Origin of the sequence: Edaphocola aurantiacus, from assembly GCF_019797745.1 — a bacterium.
GTDB lineage: Bacteria > Bacteroidota > Bacteroidia > Chitinophagales > Chitinophagaceae > Edaphocola > Edaphocola aurantiacus.
In genome coordinates, this window is record NZ_VOSI01000001.1 from 65,949 (window position 1) to 85,104 (window position 19,156).

Here is a 19,156-nt window from a genome sequence, read left to right on the forward strand (position 1 = left end):
GTTGATGAAGAGCAACATACTCTGGCTATCTTATGTAGCATTATTTTAGTGCCTTAAGTGTGAGCACACCCCAACGAGCTGTACTGATATTTTTCCATTCCCGGAGTATCTATTGTATGAAGAGCCGCAATACGCACTCCTTTCCAATTTGTTTGATATTGTTATATCCAACCTTAAAAACAATACAAACCGGCATAACCCATCATGCCGGGCGAGGACCAATTTTCAACACGTAATATAACATCTTAAAAAAAGACACGTTTTGGCATGGCGTATGCTGCCATCTGCTTTGCTCCTGCTTGCAGCAGGTAATGCTTTGTCTAAAACGAACACCTACACACTTATTTAATATGTTGTGGCATGATCTCTTGTGCATTATTTTAACCAATTCATCTTTTTTAAATGCCAAATCATGAAAAAATTTACAACATGGGCTTCCATCCTGGCTATATGTCTCTGGATGATCGTGCCCCAGTACAGCAATGCGCAAACCAGCGCCTGTACCTTCGTAAGCCCTGCAGTAGAGCTTAATTATACAAATACTGACATTAACGGTAACTGTGTGGTCAATGTGGACCTGAGTTTCACCATCAATATTAATAACGGTAATAAATATACGGTACTGCACTTATGGACAGAAGCCGGATACCCAAACCCTTCTTTCCCTTACGCAGTAAGTAACCCTCCTAAATCCAGTCAGGGCGGAGGTAATGGTGCCCTGGACAATGCCCTGGCCACTATTATTATCAATCGCAATACTAACCCTGCTACACTTTTAAGCACCTACGTTAATGACCCGACAATTGATGATAATATATTACCATGTATCAACCAGGTAAAAGACGGAGCCGATGGCCTGATCCTGAATGTAGCTGATGTAGGTAATGGTAACTACTTCTATCAGATCAAAAACCTGACCCTGTTGTATCCCGGAGGCTGTAACCAGGCGATTAAATTCAAAGGCGATGCCTGGTCTTCCAATGCGGCTTCTTTAAATGTACAATGTACGATGCTCGGATTTACCTACCTGTCTAATGTCCCTACTATGGATGCAGTACAATTATGTCAGAAAGGATCTCAACAGGCACAATACAAATTCACAGTATCTACCGCATTACCCGATTACTCTATAGACTATAGTGTGGATGTATATGCCGATGTGGACAGCAGCGGAGACTTTAACCCATTCATAGACAATGTGCTGATTCATTCTTATTCTGCAGCTTCCCTGCCGGATGTAACTATGACAGATGCCTATTCCGTTCCATTTACTGTATTCAACTGGTCTCCTACGAAAAACAATAATCCATTGTTCTTTATCCTGGGTAATATTAAGGTGACTAATACCATAACCAATACATTTACCACATACGGTAATACTATTATTACTACTACCGTGCCTGACTGTTCTATTGTATTACCGCTGGACAATGTAATCATTACCGGTAAACGCGATGGTAACTGGAACAGACTGTTCTGGAAAGTGCCCACTGACGATACCCGCTATGCCATCGAAAAAATGACCGAAGGCAGCAGCACCTGGAAACAGATCGGTATTGAAAAAGTGAAAGAAGGCACCGAAGTAGGAGGATATGAACAATATGCCTATACCGACATGGAACCTCAAACGGCTTTATACCGTGTAAGAGCATTTAACCCAGACGGACAATACGGATATTCAAATGTAATCAAACTGGAACGTAATGCAGCACCTATGGACCTGCATATATTCCCTAACCCGGCCCCATCTACATCTGTTCAGATGGTCGCAGACTTGCCGGAAGGAGAAACTGCCAATATTGCTGTAATAAATCCATTGGGCCAGGTTGTGCGCCAGTTCAATAACGTACATGGTGGTACCATTACGCTGGACGACCTGAGCAGTGGTCTCTATTATATCTTTATGTACAGTGCCAATAAAGAGAAAGTATGTAAAACCCTCGCCGTTAAGTAAACCGGAAACATAACACCTAAAGAAAAATAAAATCACATAAAAACAGATAATATATATAATACATTCTCTTACTTTGACATTGGGCTAGTGCTCACAATTAATGACCCGGACAAATTAATTTCTGTCCGGGTCATATATTATCATTATATTTACGGCCGTGCAAAATTGGAAATATCGCAAAAAAATCATAACTTTGCACACAATTTTTTAGCGTAATCGCGTAGATCAATCCATGAGTAATAAGTATCCGGAATATAAGCAGCTTAACATGCCTGCCATCGAGCAGGATCAGCACCAGAAGTGGGACGCAGGTCATTTTTTTCAAAAAAGTATGGATCTCAGAGCAGGAAGCCCTGCCTTTGTTTTTTATGAAGGGCCTCCGAGCGCTAATGGTATGCCGGGTATTCACCACGTCATTTCCCGCACACTGAAAGATCTGGTTTGTCGTTACAAAACCATGCAGGGATTCCAGGTAAAGCGTAAAGCTGGCTGGGATACACACGGTTTGCCCGTAGAACTGGGTGTGGAGAAAATGCTGGGTATTACAAAAGAAGATATTGGTAAAAAAATCTCTGTAGCAGACTATAACGCAGCCTGCCGCCGGGAGGTTATGAAATTTAAAGATAAGTGGGACGAGATTACCACTAAAATGGGTTACTGGGTAGACTTATCCGACCCTTATATCACGTTTGACAATAATTACATCGAGAGCCTTTGGTGGTGTCTGGGAGAATTATACAAGAAAGGATTGCTGTACAAAAGTGTGAGCATCCAGCCTTATTCTCCTGCAGCAGGTACGGGTTTAAGTTCGCATGAACTGAACCAGCCGGGTACTTACAAAGATGTAAAAGATACCAGTGCTACGGTGATGTTCCGCCTGACCGGCGAAGCCAGAACCCAACTCGGACTGGATGCTGCAGACGAGCAGGTATATTTTATGGCATGGACTACTACCCCATGGACCTTACCGTCCAATGCGGGTCTTACGGTAGGACCAAACATTGACTATGTACTGGTAAAAACCCTGAATCCTTATACCCATGCGGAGCAAAAGGTAATCCTGGCGCAGCCGCTGGTGGCTAAATATTTTAAAGCGGAAGGCGAGAACCAATCGTTAAGCGATTGGGACAGCAGTTCCAAAATCCTGCCCTGGACGATTGAAAAATCTTTCAAAGGTAAAGAGCTGGAAGGTCTGCGCTATGAGCAGTTACTGCCTTTCGAAAGCAATAAACCAGAACTGAGCGGCGGTGACCCGTTCCGCGTGATCCTGGGTGATTTCGTAACGACTGAAGATGGTACTGGTATCGTACATACCGCTCCTGCATTCGGTGCGGATGACTATAAAGTAGGTCAGAAAAACAATATCGGTATCTATAACCTGGTGGACCGCGAAGGTAAATTCGTGGAAGGTACCGGGGAATATGCAGGCCGTTTTGTCAAAAATTATAAAGACGATCCTTATTACGAGGATGTAAATGTTGATATCTCTGTATTCCTCAAACAACATGGCCAGGCCTTTAAAGTAGAGAAATACGAGCACAGTTACCCACACTGCTGGAGAACTGACAAGCCGATCATTTATTATCCGTTGGATGCATGGTTCATCAGAACTACTGCACTGAAAGATCAGATGGTGGCCCTGAACAAAACCATTAACTGGAAGCCTAAGGCTACCGGTGAAGGCCGTTTCGGCAACTGGTTGGAGAATATGGTAGACTGGAACCTGAGTCGCAGCCGCTACTGGGGTACTCCGCTGCCGATCTGGACAGGTACTGATGGTGCGCAGAAATGTATTGGCTCTGTTGCCGAACTGGAAGCAGAGATCCGCAAGGCACAAGCTGCCGGTTACAGCAAAGACATCGTACTGCCGCTGACCGACCTGCACAAGCCGGTTGTAGATGATATCGTGCTGATTGATGATAATAATGAGCCGATGTACCGTGAGCCGGACCTGATCGACGTTTGGTTCGATTCGGGTGCGATGCCTTATGCACAATGGCACTTCCCGTTTGAAAATAAAGAAATCTTTGCCCGTAACTACCCTGCCGACTTTATCGCGGAAGGTGTAGATCAGACCCGTGGCTGGTTCTATACCCTGCATGCACTGGGTGCATTACTGAAAGACAGTGTGCATGAAGAACTGCGCAAAGCGGGTATAGAGGTAACAGAAGATAAATATCCTGGTGTTGCTTATAAAACAGTTATTGCCAACGGTCTGGTTCTGGACAAGGATGGTAATAAAATGAGCAAGCGCCTGGGTAATGTTGTAGACCCGTTTGAGACAATTGAGAAATACAGTGCCGATGCTACACGCTGGTACCTGATCACCAATGCTTCTCCATGGGATAGTTTAAAATTTGATATTAAAGGTATTGAAGAAATTCAGCGTAAATTCTTCGGTACATTATATAATACCTATCAGTTCTTCGCATTATATGCCAATGTAGACGGCTTCGCCTTTAAAGAAGCCTACATTCCGGTAGCGGAGCGCCCTGAGATTGACAGATGGATCTTGTCCTCTCTAAATACCATGATTGCATCGGTAACCAAATCGATGAATGAGTATGAGCCTACTCAGGCCGGCAGAGCGATTGAGAACTTTGTGGATGAGCAGCTGAGTAACTGGTATGTACGTTTATGCCGCCGCCGTTTCTGGAAAGGTGAGTATGAACTGGATAAGATCAGCGCGTACCAGACCTTATTTGAGTGCCTGGAAAAACTGAGCTTACTGATTGCACCTATCTCTCCGTTCTTTGCAGACTGGCTGTTCCAGAATCTGAACAGTGTCAGCAACAGATTTACAGAAGAGTCAGTACACCATGCCCTGTTCCCGGTTTCTGATGTATCGGTAATCGATACTGATCTGGAAGAGCGTATGCAGCAAGCGCAGGATATCTGCTCCCTGGTATTATCTATCCGTAAGAAAGTAAACATTAAGGTGCGCCAGCCATTACAGAAAATCCTGGTACCTGCATTTAACCAGCATGACAAAGATCAGCTGAACCTGGTGAAGGACCTGATCCTTTCCGAGGTGAATGTTAAGGAACTGGAATTCCTGACGGATGACGGATTTATTAAAAAACGCATCAAACCTAATTTCAAAACCCTGGGTAAGAAAGTAGGTGCGAAAATGAAAGCAGTAGCCGCTTATATCAATGACCTGAGTGCTGATCAGATTGCTGCATTAGAGCATCACAAGCATATAGCAGTAAACATTGAGGGTACAGAAGTGATTGTGGATATAGAGGATGTAGAGATCATCGCAGAAGATATTCCGGGCTGGTCTGTTGCAAATAAAGAAAATATTACCGTAGCTTTGGATATTTCTCTGAACAATGAGTTAACCGAAGAAGGAAATGCACGTGAGATTGTTAACCGCATTCAGAAGATCAGAAAAGAAAGGGATTTTGCCCTGACCGATAGAATATTAGTACAAATTGAAGAAAACGAGGCTATTAATAGCGCCGTTAAAAATAATATAGCGTATATTTCGGAAGAAATACTTGCAGACAAAATTGAGTTAGTTAACAACATTGAAGATGGCATCAGCATTGAGGTCAACGATTTACTGCTAGCCGTTTCTATTACTAAAAATTCGTAATTATGGCCACCAAGAAAACAGCTCCCAAAAAACCAGTAAAGGCGGCGCCTGCGAAAAAAGCAGCTGCTTCACCGAAGAAAACTGTGGCTACGAAAAAAGCAGCAACACCTAAGAAAGCAGTAACTCCTGCGAAAAAAGCCGTGGCTCCTAAAAAGGCCGCACCAGCGAAAAAAACTGTTCCTGTGAAAAAAGCAGTAGCCGCTCCTAAGAAAGCCGCACCAGCAAAAAAAGCCGCGCCGGCTCCTAAGAAAGCAGCTCCGGCTAAAAAAGCAGTAGCCCCTAAAAAAGCGGTTCCTGCTTCAAAAGCAGCTCCGGCAAAAAAAGCCGTGGCTCCTAAAAAAGCTGCTCCTGTAGCAAAAGCTGCAGAAGCGCCTAAAAAGGCTGCTCCTGCAAAAAAAGTGGCTGAAGCCCCTAAAAAAGCAGCTCCGGCAAAAGTTGTCGCAGCGCCTAAAAAGGCTGTACCCGCTCCAAAAGCACCGGTAGCACCAGCGCCTAAAAAAGTAACTCCTGCGCCAGTGGCCAAATCGGCTCCTGTCGCTGAAGATAGACAATCAAGCAAATCAAGTGCCGCTGCAGAGCCTGCTTCCAGAAAAGCAGAGAGCAAACAGCCAGCACCAATTATTGCACATCGTAAAAAGGAAAAACCATCCGCAAAAATTACCGCTCCGAGCACGACCATGAAAGAATATAATCCACACACAAGATCTTTATTAGACATGCCAGAACAAAGCACAGGTCCAGTATATCGTTACAGTGACGAGGAATTAAATGAATTCAAAGAACTGATTTTAAAACGTTTAGATACAGCAAGAGAAAACTTCGCTTACTATCAGAACCTGATTACCCGTAAGGATGAAGCTGGTGATGATGCAGACAACAAGCTGAACAGCATGGAAGATGGCAGCGGAGCGATGGAGAAAGAGCAATTGTCTCTGATGGCAGCACGCCAGATCCAGTTCATCAACAACCTGGAGAAAGCACTGGTGCGTATCGAAAACAAAACATACGGTATCTGCCGTGAAACCGGTAAGCTGATCGATAAAGCTCGTCTGAGAGCGGTTCCACACGCTACCTTAAGTATTGAAGCTAAAAATTCAATGAAAAAATAGACTTTTACATTACTTATAATAAAAGCCTGTCTGTGACAGGCTTTTATTATATACCTCCATTGCACATATTGTGATTCATGAAGAAGAAGCATATTTATACCCTTATACAGATTATTATTTTTATAGGATTGGGCCTTGGCCTGATCTACTGGCGCTATACCGAGATGAGTAAAGAGAACAAAGACGCCATGCTCTCCTCTTTACAAAACATTCAGTGGTGGGTATTGATCCCTATTTTCTTTGTCGGCTTTCTCTCCCATTATTTCCGTGCGCTGAGGTGGAAGATCCTGCTGCGTACGGTAGATATTAATCCCAGTACTGCCAACACTACCTTTGCCGTACTGATCGGCTATATGGCCAATACTGTAGTGCCCCGTCTGGGAGAAGTGGCCAAATGCACCATACTGGCAAAATATGAAAAGACAGCTCCGGAAAAGGCAATCGGTACTATTATCGGTGAGCGTGCCTTCGACCTGGTTTCCCTGGTAATCGTTATGTTACTGACCCTGGTTATGGAACGTGCAATTGCGGCACAACTGATGGACAAATACCTGGGACGTTTTCTTTATGGTAACGGCACCGGATGGAACCGGATTATGATTATCACCGGTATCCTGATTATGAGTGTTATACTGCTGCGCTACCTTTTTAAACGTATTAAAGGGTCTAAACTGGGCCAGTTATTCAAAAATCTGGGTGAGGGTATTACGTCTGTATGGAGATTAAAAGAAAGAGGCAAATTCCTGCTGTATACGGTCCTGATCTGGCTGATGTATACTTTGATGGTGTATATCGGATACCAGGCGCTGGCTGCCACTACAGGGCTTAATATGACATCTGCACTGGCTATTATTGCCTTTGGCAGCATTGGCATGATTGTTACCCCCGGTGGAATCGGAACGTACCCGCTCATTGTCTCTGCTGTGTTATTGCTTTTTGGCATTAATGAAGGTGTGGGACAGGCTTTCGGATGGATTTGCTGGTCTGTGCAAACTGTCTTAGTTTTGGTACTGGGATTACTTTCCCTCATTCTTTTACCTGTTATCAATAAGCATAAAAAAGATGGACAAACTAGCACTCATACGGCATAAAATAGTAGACAAGACTACCCTTAAACGCATGTGCTCCGGCTGGCGGGTAAACAGTCATAAGATTGTATTTACCAATGGCTGTTTTGACATTATACATCAGGGACATATTGCCAGCATATGCCAGTCGGCCTCTCTGGGCAATAAGCTGGTTATAGGTGTTAACTCCGATGCTTCGGTGAAGCGCCTGAAAGGAGAGCAACGACCGATCAACGATGCCTACAGCAGGGCTATGATACTGGCTGCTATGGAATTTGTAGATGCAGTATGTATTTTCGAGGAAGATACTCCGCTGGAGCTGATCAAGGCAGTACGACCTGATGTACTGGCCAAAGGTGGCGATTATACACCTGAAACGGTAGTGGGCAATGATTATGTCACCTCTATCGGTGGAGAGACTATTATCCTCCCTATAGTTCCGGATTTCTCCACAACTATTATCATCTCCAGGAGTAAGGGGGAATAAGCACCATAATAAATTATAGCATATTTAAGGCAGTTTCGGAATCATTCCTTAGCTGCCTTAACTCATTTTACGGCGATACAGTACATAAGCCAGTACGGCAAAAATGACATTAGGAATCCATACGGCAATAGCAGGATGCAGGCCGCTGTTGGTGGCAAAGGTTGAGGTCAGCTGCATCATGAGGATATACAGGGCACTGATGCTGATACCGAGCGCAAGGTGCGCCCCGCTCCCACCCCGTACTTTACGGGAGGCAATACAGGCTGCTATAATGACCAGGATAAACCCGGCAAATGGTTGTGCCGTACGCTTGTATAATTCAATTTCAAAATCAGATACATTCTCAGTGCCACGTGCTTTCTCACGGTTGATGTAGCCCAGCAGTTGCGGTGTAGTCATTTCCATTTTCACATTACGATCGATGGACAGATCATCAGGGGTAAAGGCATATTTTTTCTTTAACTCCGGTATACGGGTAAGGGTCTCTTTTACCCCTTCATTCTTCAGGATGACCACATTACGCAGGGTCCACTCTTTGGTAGAATCGGTGTAGGAAATACGATCAGCAGTCAGCTTCTCTTTCAGGATAATGCCATCCATCGTCTCTACGGTAAACTGAGTACCTGTCTGAGAATCGTAGGTGAAGTTCTCTACATAAATGTAGGTATCATTGGCGATCTTAAGGTGTACGTGGCCCTCTGTAGACAGCTTTTTATCAAAGAAGTATTTTCTCAGGAAATCATTCATCACCACATTAGAACGGGGAATGAGGAAGTGATTGGTCACCAGTGCAAGTCCTCCGAGTAATATGCCCCCGGCGACATAGGCCCTAAGGAAACGCTTAAAGGAGGAACCTGTAGCCAGTATCGCAATGATCTCTGTACGGCTGGCCATCTTCGAGGTAAAGAAGATGGTGGGTAGAAAGGCAAACAGCGGGAAGAGAATGGTAATAAAGCTGGGTGCTGATACCAGGAAGTAGATAAACAGCTCTCCGGTCGGCGCCTTCTTGGTTACAAAATCTTCAATCTTCTGGCTGTAGTCAATTACACATATGATGACCGCCATCATAAGGATAAAGAAGAAAAATGTCGATAAGAATTTTCCTAAAATATACCGGTCGATCTTGGTCAAAAATCTCATATGAATCTATAAATGGCGTTACAATCTTGTTTTTACAATATCTAATGCGGTACGCTTCCAGGAAGCAAAGGTACCGGCCAGTATATGCTGGCGGGCTTCTTTTACCAGGTGCAGGTAGAACGACAGGTTTTGCAGACTAGCCAGCTGCAGCGCCAGGATCTCCTTGGCCTGGAAGAGATGCCTCAGGTATGCTTTGGTGTAGAAATTGCTGAAACGGTTTTCTATACCCGCATCTATCGGGCTAAAGTCTTTTTCCCATTTCTTATTCTTAATATTCACCACACCATGTGAGGTAAACAGCATACCATTACGACCATTACGGGTCGGCATTACGCAGTCAAACATATCTACACCCAAACCGATATTTTCGATAATATTCCATGGCGTACCTACTCCCATTAAATAACGGGGTTTGTCTTTCGGTAGTATACCACAAACAAGCTCGGCCATTTCATACATATCCTGCTCCGGCTCCCCTACCGACAGGCCACCGATGGCATTACCATCTGCACCTTTGGAGGCGATATATTCGGCTGATATTTTGCGCAGGTCCCTGTAGGTACTACCCTGTACAATGGGGAAAAGCGACTGGTTATAACCATATTTAGGTTCGGTCTCGCCCATGCGTTGCACACAGCGGTCGAGCCAGCGGTGTGTCATCTCCATAGATTTGCGGGCATACTCATAGTCGCAGGGATAAGGAGTACACTCGTCAAATGCCATGATGATATCGGCACCGATACTGCGTTGTATATCCATTACTCTTTCCGGGGAGAACAGGTGTCGGGAACCGTCGATATGCGACTGGAACATGGCTCCTTCTTCTTTCAGCTTACGGTTGCCCGAAAGGGAAAATACCTGGTAGCCGCCACTATCTGTAAGAATCGGTTTGTCCCAGCCGTTGAATTTATGCAGACCGCCTGCAGCCTCGATAATGTCTGTGCCTGGTCTCAGGTACAGGTGATAAGTATTACCCAGGATAATCTCGGCCTTAATATCATTCAGCAGTTGATCCTGCATTACCGCCTTTACACTGCCGGCTGTACCTACAGGCATAAAGATCGGCGTTTCGATCACACCATGATCGGTATGCAACAGGCCCGCACGGGCACCTGTATCGGGACAAACGGCTTGTAATTCAAACTTCATATTACAGATAAAAAAAGAATGGTATATCAATAAATATAGTGAGCCGCTGTTGCGGACTCACTATAGTATATAATGTTAATCGTATTAATTGTGTACAAACTCGCCCAGATAGCGCTCAGCATCCAGTGCAGCCATACAGCCGCTACCGGCAGCAGTTACTGCCTGACGATACATTTTATCCTGTACATCTCCACAGGCAAATACACCCTGGATATTGGTTTTGGAAGTACCCGGAGTGGTCATGATATAGCCCTGATCGTCCATATCGATCACACCTGCAAACAGATCACTGTTTGGCTGGTGGCCAATCGCAACGAAGAAGGCACTCAGAGGGATCTCTGTTTTTTCGTTGGTTTTATTGTTCAGCACGCGTACGGCTTCTACTTTCTTCTCACCCAGGATCTCGTCCGTTTCTGTATTCCAGTATACCTCGATATTACTTGTTTTCAGTACACGGTCCTGCATTACTTTAGATGCACGCATTTCTTCTTTACGGATGAACATGTGTACTTTGCTACAGATCTTAGACAGGTACAATGCCTCTTCACAAGCAGTATCACCGGCACCTACGATCGCTACTTCTTTGTCTTTAAAGAAGAAACCGTCACATACGGCACAAGCTGATACACCATAACCATTCAGGCGTTGCTCGCTCTCCAGGCCCAGCCATTTGGCAGAAGCACCGGTAGCGATAATGATACTGTTTGCCTCGATCCAGGAAGACTCATCTACCTCTACACGGAACGGACGCACACTCAGGTCTACTTTAGAGATCATACCCCAACGCAGATCGGCACCCATACGACGCGCCTGATTTTCAAAATCCTTCATCATCTGAGGGCCCATAATCCCTTCAGGATAACCCGGATAGTTTTCTACATCTGTAGTAATGGTCAGCTGTCCGCCTGGTTGCAGACCGCTGTATAATACAGGTTTCAGGTTGGCACGGGATGCGTAAATAGCGGCAGTATAACCTGCAGGTCCGGAACCGATGATTAAACAGTCGATCAGTTCTGTAGTATTTTCAGTAGACATATTTTATTATTTAAACTTGGCGAAGATAATTTTTTTAGGGCAAAACAAAAAATACCTGGGTATAGGAAAATATTAGCCTGGTGTGGATAAAATCTATACGTTAAAGAAGTCAAAAGGAAGAAAAGTCAAAAGTCAAAAATTAAGTAAATACAAACTTGTCTAATAAGGTTAATGTGAATAAAGCTTATATACAAAAGAAAGTTTACCCTTCTGCCACCTTAATCCCTTTACTGAATTTCAAATAATGGAATATCAGTATGAGTAGGAATACTGTGCCATTAACAATTATAAATGACTCTGTATGACGGTCGGCAGAGGCTATAATATATATTGCTGCACCCAAGGGCAGCAGAAAAAAAGATAAAAGACGTGACCATAGATGGGATCGTACAGCTTCTGACAGATTAAAGAAAACGGGCAGAATGGTGCCACATAACCACATTGTGGTAAAGAAACTGGCAAAAATAATCAAGGCAAATAACTGCCCGCCAATATGATCAGTAATATCTGGTCGCAGCATGAGCGATAGTATTACAATACTACATAAACAACTAAAAAGGCCCGTTTTAAACCATAATTTTAAAAGGTAGATGAACATAGGATATGATTACCGGATAAAGGTATGTAATAGAGGTAACTTATTATAACCTAAAAAGACTTCACAAAAGTAAATTCCATCTCCTAACACTTTCCCAATTAACAAGATTTAAGTATTGCAAGCTACTGATAATCCGCAATTTGTCTCTATTTTTATACCACATTTCGACTATGTATTTCCACATTACGAGATGATTCCCAAACCCAGATTTTCTTACGCCGGCACCGTACCGGTAAGGGCGGTTATTACCGTTACATCATATCAGAAGAAAGATTAAGGACTATATATTTAAAACCAATAAAATTTCATCTTATGAGTACAGAACATCTGAATAACGAAGAAGCGATCAGCAAATTAAAGGAAATGGCTACCAAGATCGATATTGGTATGCTATGTACCCACACTAAAGACAGCAAGCATGTACATGCCGTGCCTATGAGTACCCAGGAGGTTGATGATCAGGGCAATCTCTGGTTCTTGTTTTCTTCTGAAAGCGAAACATTCCGCCACCTGCAAGAGGACTCTTCCATCTGCCTGCTGTATTCCGATCCGGGCAATTACAGTTTCCTCAGCATCCATGCCGATACCGAGGTGAGCCAGGAGCAGGGCCATATTGACAAATACTGGAATAAGATGGTCGAGGGCTGGTTTGAAAAAGGAAAGGAAGACCCACGTATACGCGTCATGAAAGTAAAACCCCACGAAGCGCACTACTGGGATACGAAATCCAACAAACTGATCACCTTTATGAAGGTGGCCGTCAGCGGTATTACCGGTCAGAAAATGGATGTGGGCCGCTCCGGGGATCTGAATATTTAACCATAAACCATAACCTCAAAACACTACAATTATGTCTAAACACATTGCAATATTAGCCACACATGGCTTTGAAGAAAGTGAATTAAAATCGCCCAAAGAGCATTTGGAGCAACAGGGCTGGACGGTTGATATCGTGAGCCCGCAAGAAGGCACGATAAAAGCCTGGGCCAAAAAGGACTGGGGTCCTGAATACTGGGTAGATAAAACCCTGAGCAGCGCCTCGGCCAAAGATTACGATGCACTGGTACTGCCGGGCGGCGTGATCAATCCAGATCAGCTGCGTACCAACCAGGAAGCAATTGCATTTATACAGGATTTCTTTCAGCAGCAGAAGCCCGTTGGTGCCATCTGCCACGGACCGCAACTGCTGATCAATGCTGAAGTAGTACAGGGCCGCCAGATGACTTCTGTCCAGAACATCAGCAAAGACCTGATCAATGCCGGTGCCCAATGGACGGACAATGAAGTGGTCGTAGACTCCGGACTCGTGACGAGCCGTACACCCGCAGACTTACCGGCCTTTAATGCCAAACTGGTCGAAGAGATCAATGAAGGCAAGCATGAAGCCCAACATCCGTAAACGGAATTATATCCAAATTAAAAAGCCATCTGTACCTGCAGATGGCTTTTTAATTGATGTTCAATAATATACATTACTTACGTTTACCGGTTTCGATACCGATATACTCAAAGTAGTTGCCCTTGAGCTGGTATAAAAGGTTCCTATAGGTTACATTATCTTTAGTAACCAGTGGAATGTACAGTAGCTTATACCTGTAATCGTAGGTGATCAGATCTGTTGCCCATTTGCGGGTTTCATCCAGACTGGAGATATTAAAATATATATCTATTACTTTAAGCTTTTGTGTTTTTGCTCTAAATATTTTATCCGTATCAATCAGTTTATTACCGGCAATCCGATGTGCCATTACCATTTGGCCCCTGTGCATTGTCGAAAGAATCATGTTCTCCACAGACAGGTAATAGCGGTATTTACCTATATCTACCATATAGATCAGTGATGAGAAACTACCCGGATCACCTTCACTGTATTGCGGCATACGGCAGTATATTTGTCCGCCGTCTTTCCATTGATAGATGCTTTGAAAAAAGTGCATGCTCCCACCCGTCCAGGTATCCCAGCTATAGATTCTGAAATTTCCATCTGGAGAGGTTGCTATATGCACTCCGCTTTTTTGCAGTTTGGTAAAAGTATAACTCAGCGTAGCAGGATTTTCACGAATGAAATCACTCATTTGCCGTGCAAACATTTCTGCTTTATTATCGGAATTTGTACTATATCTGTTACCATCAATTTTACTATATAAAGCAGCCAGCTGCTTTTCTTTTGTCACCATATTGGTTTTCTGAGACCAGGCATGCGTATGCAATAAACAACAAAGCAAAAAAATGTAAGAATTCTTCATCAGGGATTCGTTATGAGCAATTGATTAACTACGCAGCCCTAAATTTCGCATAAGATAATCATAATACCAAGCAAAAAGATTGCTAAGAGCGTGGAAGCCTGATTTTATCGACGCAACTCAAACCTTTTAGTTAAACACAAAATGGCCGTAAATCAAGTATTAAGTATTATCATAAAGGAGACATGAATAGCATTGTAATTTAATAAAGCAACCCGCGCCAAGGCTTAAAGCCTCTAACAAATATCTTAAGCTAAATAATAAATTCAGCAATCAGTTTACAAAGGACCATTATAAGGCAATAATGTGCAAATCAAAGGCACTTAAGCCTTCCAGATGATCTTTTATTTTCTGTGGATATCTTTGCTTCAAGGCTTCAAAATCGGAATAAAAAAGTTAATGTTCTTCGTTAATCATACACCATTCAGGACACACAATCAACTCTGTAGCCCCAAGTACGCGAAATATTTGCTTTGCAATTTCAATATACCCACTACTGGCAACTTTATTTTCGGTGAATGAAGTCCAATTAGCAAAATGACTAAACAACCCAGTTAAGCATAGAAGATCATTACTAATAGATACATATATACCATGACTATAACTATTATCCCTCTTTAGTAATGGATAGTGTAAAGAAAGGTAGGGCGTGTTTACATAATTAATTGTTTTTTTCAACTGCCATAACTCAGGATTTAAATTTACCAGATTTGCTAGAGAGAAAAGTTAAACACCTTCTTATATGTCTTATATTATTCAGGCATTTTTGACGCCTATATATCCGACAGAATTAATCAAATTATTTTTCCAATAATCATGTTTTCTATAAAAACCACCGGATTTAGCGTTCCTTTTGCGCATTGTTTGTTTTGATCAAAATTGAACATTAGCGATTCTTTCTGATCAATCTCTTATAATTTTTGGAAATATAGGATAAGTGTGATATGAAAATATCCACTAGATTAAATCCCGAAAAATTGTTCAAATTCAGATCCATTACTGAATTGATACTAGCCTTCAATACAGAAGAGAAATGTATTGATTTCCTGGAGCAAATAATATGGAAAGACACTGTTGTTTCACCGTTTGACAAAGATTCCAAAGTTTATAAATGTGGCAATCGATATAAATGCAACAAGACAGGAAAGTATTTCAATGTTAAACATGGCACATTCATGCACGGCTCCAAAGTCAGCATGCAGAAATGGATTGCAGCTATTTGGTTCTTTGTAACACACAAAGGAGGTTTATCCTCAATGCAGCTTCATAGAGAGCTTGGTTTGACACAAAAGACAACTTGAGCGATGTTGCATAGAATTAGGAACTGTTCCAAATTTGAGAATATGCATAAAATGAAAGGAGTTGTTGAGGCTGACGAAACGTATGTTGGCGGAAAGAACAGGAATCGACACCATGACAAAAAATATAAAAAAGTACAAGGCCGTAGCTATAAAGATAAAGTTCCTGTATTTGGTTTGATTGAACGTGGCGGAAAGGTAATGGCACGTGTGGTACCTTCCGTTAAGGCTGAAGATTTACAACCTATTATATGTGGAACCGTAGAATTATTTAGTACTGTTTATACAGACGAATGGGGAGCATATCACGGTCTTGGATTGACTTTTGATCATTCAATAGTCAATCATGGCCGTAAGCAATTCGAGAATGGTGATGCTCATACAAATACTATCGAAAATTTCTGGGGAAACCTAAAGAGGGGCATCATAGGTGTATACCGTGTAACATCACGGAAACATTTACAAAAGTATTTGAACGAATTTGTCTTCAAATATAATACTCGAAAAAGCAAGCCAATGGAAAGCTTGTTGCATTTACTGTCTAACTTAAAAGGGACAAAGAAGACTTATCGAGAACTTGTTAATTGTTAAATTTTTATAATAATTGAATTGAAATTAGGATTTATAAAATAACAAAATAATAACCGTAGAAAAATTACGGCAATAAAATTTTGTTTATTTTTGGAAAATATAAATTTTAATAAAATGTTAACGAGATTTTCTGTTGCTAATTTTAAGAACTTTAATAAAAAATTTGAATTTGATCTTTCAGATACTAGTGGATATAATTTTAATACGGAATGCATAAAAAATAATATAGTTAATTGTGCATTAATTTATGGACATAATGGTGTTGGAAAATCTAATTTAGCATATGCAATCTTTGATATTATTGAACACTTAACCGATGGCGATGGTAGAGATTCGGAATATGAGAATTATTTAAATGCCTATAATGATTCTGATTTTGCAGAATTTCAGTTTGAATTTTTAATAAACTCAAATAAAGTAATTTACAATTATAGAAAGACCGACTATAAAAAAATTATTTACGAAAAATTAAGTATTGATGAAAAAGAGGTTGTTCTTTACGATAGAATAAAAGATAGTAATGCCATTATCAAATTAAAAGGTACAGAAACATTAAAAAGCGAGATTTCTAACGATGAATTGTCTATACTTAAGTATATAAAAAATAATGCGGAGTTAGATGATGATTCTATAAATCAAACATTCAAAGATTTCTTTTCTTTCGTTGAAAGTATGCTATACTTCAGATCATTAAGACAAACCTCTTATATGGGTCTTGAAAGTGGCAAAAGAGATATTTTTAATTATATAATAGAACAAGGAGAAAGTGAAGAATTTGAACTTTTTTTAAATGAAGCTGGAATTAGTTGTAAGCTAGTTGTAATGGAAAATATAGAGAAGAAGACATTATATTTTGATTTTGGCGATAAGTATATTCCATTTGTAAATGCTGCTTCGATGGGAACGATAGCTTTAGCTGTTTTTTATTATTGGTTTATAAGAGTTAAACAAACAGATAAAGTTTCATTCTTATTTATTGATGAGTTTGATGCATTTTATCATCATGCACTATCCAAATTAGTTGTCAATAAGTTAAAATCCACTAATATTCAATTTGTCTTAACAACACATAATACGTCAATTCTAAGTAATGATATTTTAAGACCTGATTGTTATTTTGTTATGGATAAAGAGAGTATTTCACCACTGAGTAAAAGAACAGAAAAGGAATTAAGAGAAGCTCATAATATTGAAAAAATGTATAAAGCGGGTTCATTTGATGTCGAATAATATATTGTTTGTTTTTGAAGGAGAAAAAACAGAAGATTTAATAATAAAAAGTTTAAAAAATTCATATTTAAGTGAAAAAATCATTATAACTTCTGCTTATTGTAATACTATTTATCAATTCTATAAATTAATTTCTGGAGACGAAGATCTTGATACTTTTAATTTGCTAAAAGAAATAGAAGTTAATAAGGCAACTCTGCAGGATTTTACAAGATCTGACTTTGCAGAAATATATATGTTCTTTGATTACGATGGACATGATACTAGTGCAAGCGATGATAATATTATAAATCTTCTAGGCTTTTTTAACAATGAAACAGAAAAAGGTAAATTGTATATCAGTTATCCAATGGTAGAAGCACTAAGGCATATTTCTGAACCTGAAACTAATTTCAAAGATTTAAAAGTCGAATGTAAAGTGAATATAAACTACAAAAAAGTTGTTCACGATACTTGTATGAAATGTTATAGTCAATATAAGAAATATGATGAGGAAACTTGGAATAGTGTTATATGTTTACATTTAATGAAAATGAATTATATTGTAAATGGCTCATATGAATATCCTAATGGTAATATTTCTCAGCTAGATTTGTTTTATAGTCAACAACAAAAGTATATTAATATTGATTCAACTATTGGAGTTTTAAGTTCATTTCCAGTCTTTCTTTTTGACTATTATGGAGAAAATTTAAAGGCATACCATTGGTTTACATCATTATCCTCAACCAAATTATTATAAATATTAAGGGACTCAAATTGAGTCCCTTAATATTTTGAAATGTAATAATGTATTATTGGATGTAGATGCCATAAATATTATACCCAGGCAGCAATCCATCCAATACACGCAGCTTTTTTACAGATTCATTTCCTTCCTGCGTCATGTAATATTCTTTATTACAATTACACAAAAAATCGAGATCCAAATTGATTTGCAGTATTCGTTCTCCAATCTCTTTCATGATATTCTCCAAATCTCCTGCAACTGTATGTTTCCCAAAAATCTGCATCCAGACCGCCATAACACTATTTTTTCTTAAAGGTATAGCAAACAATTGGTATGCAAAGACTACGATCGTAAAACGGGGTTTTCCCCGTTTTTTTGCTTTGTATGGAGTACTACCTTTATAGTCGATAAGGTAATCAAAAAGCTACTAACTGAAATGTACTTACTACAAAAAATCCCTTAACCACTCACTTCTAAAAAGTCATCCGATGAAAACAATTGCATTTTTGACGATACTACTCACCTGCACAGTCAGCTTTGCTTACGCGCAAAAAGCAAAGTCTAAAAACGAAGAAGTGCTCATTGAAAAAATTACATCAACACTCAGCCCTGTAAATGGCAAAGAAAGTGAAACGGATCGCTCCTATTCTGATCAATTGTTCAAGAAGTACAAGATCAGAAATTTTGAATTTCATAAAATCAATGTTTTAGATGGCAGTGACTGTAATTTTACTTATTCCGACGGAGAAGAGCCATTCCCCCAATCGCTTGATGTAGGCGACTTTTATATGAGTAGAGATATTTATAATGAAGACAAGACTATTTATGTTCGCCCACAGTACGTAAGATATTTAAAAAACGAAAAGAACCCGATTGCCAGTAAGGTAGTAGTCGTATTTTATGTATACAAACATAGATAAAGCC

Annotated in this window: 15 protein-coding genes; 11 read left to right on the plus strand and 4 right to left on the minus strand. The window is 40.7% G+C overall.

Annotation, left to right across the window (positions count from 1 at the left end; translation table 11 throughout):
• Window positions 1-412 precede the first annotated feature (412 nt).
• The 5 genes from FTD44_RS00285 to rfaE2 all read left to right on the plus strand — a co-directional run bounded on the left by FTD44_RS00285 (window position 413) and on the right by rfaE2 (window position 8,218).
• Window positions 413-1,954, plus strand: coding sequence for a T9SS type A sorting domain-containing protein (locus tag FTD44_RS00285; RefSeq protein WP_222164633.1), 1,542 nt, complete (start codon window positions 413-415; stop codon window positions 1,952-1,954).
• A gap of 232 nt (window positions 1,955-2,186) precedes the next feature.
• Entirely contained in the window at window positions 2,187-5,555 is a 3,369-nt protein-coding gene (gene ileS, locus FTD44_RS00290) for an isoleucine--tRNA ligase (RefSeq protein WP_222164634.1), read from the plus strand.
• A 2-nt stretch (window positions 5,556-5,557) separates the two neighbouring features.
• Window positions 5,558-6,664 carry a TraR/DksA family transcriptional regulator gene (locus FTD44_RS16025; RefSeq protein ID WP_246625300.1) on the plus strand — a complete coding sequence of 369 codons (1,107 nt, stop codon included), beginning with the start codon at window positions 5,558-5,560 and terminating at the stop codon, window positions 6,662-6,664.
• Window positions 6,665-6,741: 77 nt separating this feature from the next.
• Complete coding sequence (locus tag FTD44_RS00300; RefSeq protein ID WP_222164635.1) at window positions 6,742-7,755, plus strand: lysylphosphatidylglycerol synthase transmembrane domain-containing protein; 1,014 nt, start codon at window positions 6,742-6,744, stop codon at window positions 7,753-7,755.
• Entirely contained in the window at window positions 7,727-8,218 is a 492-nt protein-coding gene (gene rfaE2, locus FTD44_RS00305) for a D-glycero-beta-D-manno-heptose 1-phosphate adenylyltransferase (protein WP_222164636.1), read from the plus strand. The genes FTD44_RS00300 and rfaE2 overlap by 29 nt, the downstream gene beginning before the upstream one ends.
• 57 nt (window positions 8,219-8,275) lie before the next feature.
• Here the strand turns inward: rfaE2 and FTD44_RS00310 are convergent, their stop codons facing one another.
• From FTD44_RS00310 to trxB, 3 genes are all read right to left on the minus strand, one after another.
• Window positions 8,276-9,358 (minus strand): LptF/LptG family permease, encoded by a 1,083-nt coding sequence (locus FTD44_RS00310; RefSeq protein ID WP_129021222.1) that lies wholly within the window; start codon window positions 9,356-9,358, stop codon window positions 8,276-8,278.
• 18 nt (window positions 9,359-9,376) lie between these two features.
• Entirely contained in the window at window positions 9,377-10,507 is a 1,131-nt protein-coding gene (tgt, locus tag FTD44_RS00315; protein WP_222164637.1) for a tRNA guanosine(34) transglycosylase Tgt, read from the minus strand.
• Between the two features lie 84 nt (window positions 10,508-10,591).
• The gene (gene trxB, locus FTD44_RS00320) at window positions 10,592-11,542 is read right to left on the minus strand and encodes a thioredoxin-disulfide reductase (RefSeq protein ID WP_129021220.1); all 951 of its coding nucleotides are present in this window, start codon (window positions 11,540-11,542) and stop codon (window positions 10,592-10,594) included.
• A 910-nt stretch (window positions 11,543-12,452) separates the two neighbouring features.
• Between trxB and FTD44_RS00325 the strand changes: the two genes are divergently transcribed.
• Entirely contained in the window at window positions 12,453-12,959 is a 507-nt protein-coding gene (locus FTD44_RS00325; RefSeq protein ID WP_222164638.1) for a pyridoxamine 5'-phosphate oxidase family protein, read from the plus strand.
• Between the two features lie 31 nt (window positions 12,960-12,990).
• Window positions 12,991-13,539 (plus strand): type 1 glutamine amidotransferase domain-containing protein, encoded by a 549-nt coding sequence (locus FTD44_RS00330; RefSeq protein WP_222164639.1) that lies wholly within the window; start codon window positions 12,991-12,993, stop codon window positions 13,537-13,539.
• 73 nt (window positions 13,540-13,612) lie between these two features.
• On the opposite strand, the gene FTD44_RS00335 is transcribed toward FTD44_RS00330, so the two are convergent.
• A complete protein-coding gene (locus FTD44_RS00335) occupies window positions 13,613-14,386 on the minus strand; it encodes a hypothetical protein (RefSeq protein ID WP_222164640.1) in 774 nt (257 codons plus the stop codon).
• A gap of 1,301 nt (window positions 14,387-15,687) precedes the next feature.
• Here FTD44_RS00335 and FTD44_RS00340 point away from each other — a divergent pair.
• From FTD44_RS00340 to FTD44_RS00355, 4 genes are all read left to right on the plus strand, one after another.
• Window positions 15,688-16,272 (plus strand): IS1595 family transposase, encoded by a 585-nt coding sequence (locus FTD44_RS00340; RefSeq protein WP_262901650.1) that lies wholly within the window; start codon window positions 15,688-15,690, stop codon window positions 16,270-16,272.
• Between the two features lie 114 nt (window positions 16,273-16,386).
• The gene (locus tag FTD44_RS00345) at window positions 16,387-17,502 is read left to right on the plus strand and encodes an AAA family ATPase (protein WP_222164642.1); all 1,116 of its coding nucleotides are present in this window, start codon (window positions 16,387-16,389) and stop codon (window positions 17,500-17,502) included.
• Window positions 17,492-18,244 (plus strand): hypothetical protein, encoded by a 753-nt coding sequence (locus FTD44_RS00350; protein WP_222164643.1) that lies wholly within the window; start codon window positions 17,492-17,494, stop codon window positions 18,242-18,244. The genes FTD44_RS00345 and FTD44_RS00350 overlap by 11 nt, the downstream gene beginning before the upstream one ends.
• Before the next feature lie 476 nt (window positions 18,245-18,720).
• Window positions 18,721-19,152, plus strand: a complete 432-nt coding sequence (locus FTD44_RS00355; protein WP_222164644.1) for a hypothetical protein — start codon at window positions 18,721-18,723, stop codon at window positions 19,150-19,152.
• Window positions 19,153-19,156: the final 4 nt, after the last annotated feature.

Bases quoted from the DNA above. Each gene is read 5' to 3' on its own strand.
- FTD44_RS00345 (WP_222164642.1), top strand. From the start codon at position 16,387: ATGTTAACGAGATTTTCTGTTGCTAATTTTAAGAACTTTAATAAAAAA.
- FTD44_RS00340 (WP_262901650.1), top strand. From the start codon at position 15,688: ATGTTGCATAGAATTAGGAACTGTTCCAAATTTGAGAATATGCATAAA.
- ileS (WP_222164634.1), top strand. From the start codon at position 2,187: ATGAGTAATAAGTATCCGGAATATAAGCAGCTTAACATGCCTGCCATC.
- FTD44_RS00355 (WP_222164644.1), top strand. From the start codon at position 18,721: ATGAAAACAATTGCATTTTTGACGATACTACTCACCTGCACAGTCAGC.
- FTD44_RS00300 (WP_222164635.1), top strand. From the start codon at position 6,742: ATGAAGAAGAAGCATATTTATACCCTTATACAGATTATTATTTTTATA.
- FTD44_RS00350 (WP_222164643.1), top strand. From the start codon at position 17,492: ATGTCGAATAATATATTGTTTGTTTTTGAAGGAGAAAAAACAGAAGAT.
- FTD44_RS00310 (WP_129021222.1), bottom strand. From the start codon at position 9,358: ATGAGATTTTTGACCAAGATCGACCGGTATATTTTAGGAAAATTCTTA.
- trxB (WP_129021220.1), bottom strand. From the start codon at position 11,542: ATGTCTACTGAAAATACTACAGAACTGATCGACTGTTTAATCATCGGT.
- FTD44_RS00325 (WP_222164638.1), top strand. From the start codon at position 12,453: ATGAGTACAGAACATCTGAATAACGAAGAAGCGATCAGCAAATTAAAG.
- FTD44_RS00285 (WP_222164633.1), top strand. From the start codon at position 413: ATGAAAAAATTTACAACATGGGCTTCCATCCTGGCTATATGTCTCTGG.
- FTD44_RS00330 (WP_222164639.1), top strand. From the start codon at position 12,991: ATGTCTAAACACATTGCAATATTAGCCACACATGGCTTTGAAGAAAGT.
- FTD44_RS00335 (WP_222164640.1), bottom strand. From the start codon at position 14,386: ATGAAGAATTCTTACATTTTTTTGCTTTGTTGTTTATTGCATACGCAT.
- FTD44_RS16025 (WP_246625300.1), top strand. From the start codon at position 5,558: ATGGCCACCAAGAAAACAGCTCCCAAAAAACCAGTAAAGGCGGCGCCT.
- rfaE2 (WP_222164636.1), top strand. From the start codon at position 7,727: ATGGACAAACTAGCACTCATACGGCATAAAATAGTAGACAAGACTACC.
- tgt (WP_222164637.1), bottom strand. From the start codon at position 10,507: ATGAAGTTTGAATTACAAGCCGTTTGTCCCGATACAGGTGCCCGTGCG.